General features: G+C 63.1%; 1 protein-coding gene. It reads right to left on the minus strand.

What is annotated here, in order from left to right; genetic code table 11:
* On the minus strand, nucleotides 1–917 hold a 917-nt coding region (locus K6M89_RS30490), incomplete at both ends, for a DUF4082 domain-containing protein (protein WP_222141854.1).

Here is a 917-nt window from a genome sequence, read left to right on the forward strand (position 1 = left end):
GCCGTCAGCGGACCATTAGTGACGGCGGTCGTAAAGAAATTGTTGGTCGCCACATAGGCTCCTGTCGTGTGGTAGGAGGCGACATAAGTGGTGTTGGCGGCGATGGTGACCGGTGTTGCAAAATTCACCGTCTGCCAGCCGCTCGCGGTGGTATTGGTGAAGGTGGCGGTGGCGAGCTTGGTGCCCGTTGTGGTCCACAGATCGACGACATTCTGGCCGTTGTCGTTGGCGCTGCGATAGAACTTGATGCCGGTCACATCCCCGGCAACGTTCGACGTGAACTTGACGCCGAGTTCGAGCTGCTGACCGTCGTTGAGGTTGGTCTGGGCAGGCGTGCTGGAGGCGGAGAACAGGCTGTAGCTGGTCGACGACGTCGTCGACACGGCGATGTTGAAGGTCTCGTTGGCGGCAAGACCTCCGAGGTCCGTTGCCGTTACCCTGACGCCGTAAGTGCCTGACGTCGTCGGCGTGCCGGAGAAGGTCCGCGTCGAGGCATTGAAGCTCAGCCAGGAGGGCAGCGCCGTGCCATCGGCGGCCGTTGCCGAATAGGCCAGCGTCTCGCCGCTGTCGACATCGCTGAAGGTCGTCGTCGGCAGGGTGAAGGAGAAGGCGGAGCCGACCGTGGCATTCTGGGTCGTCGTCTGCACCGCCAGCACCGGCGCATCGTTGGCGCCATGGATGGTGACGGTCAGGTTTGCCGTCGCCGTCGCCCCGGCACTGTCGCGCATCGTATAGCTGAAGACATCACTCAGCGTGTTGGTCGATTGCCGCAGTGCCTGGACGGCGGCATTGCTCTCGTTGATCGCATAGCTGTAGGCGCCCGATGCGTTGAGCACGAGGCTGCCATAGCTGCCGTTCAGCGCCGAGCCGAGCGTGCCCGACGTCGCACCGAAGACTACCGCCGTGACGGTCTTGGT

It is taken from the genome of Rhizobium croatiense, assembly GCF_019793465.1.
Lineage (GTDB): Bacteria > Pseudomonadota > Alphaproteobacteria > Rhizobiales > Rhizobiaceae > Rhizobium > Rhizobium croatiense.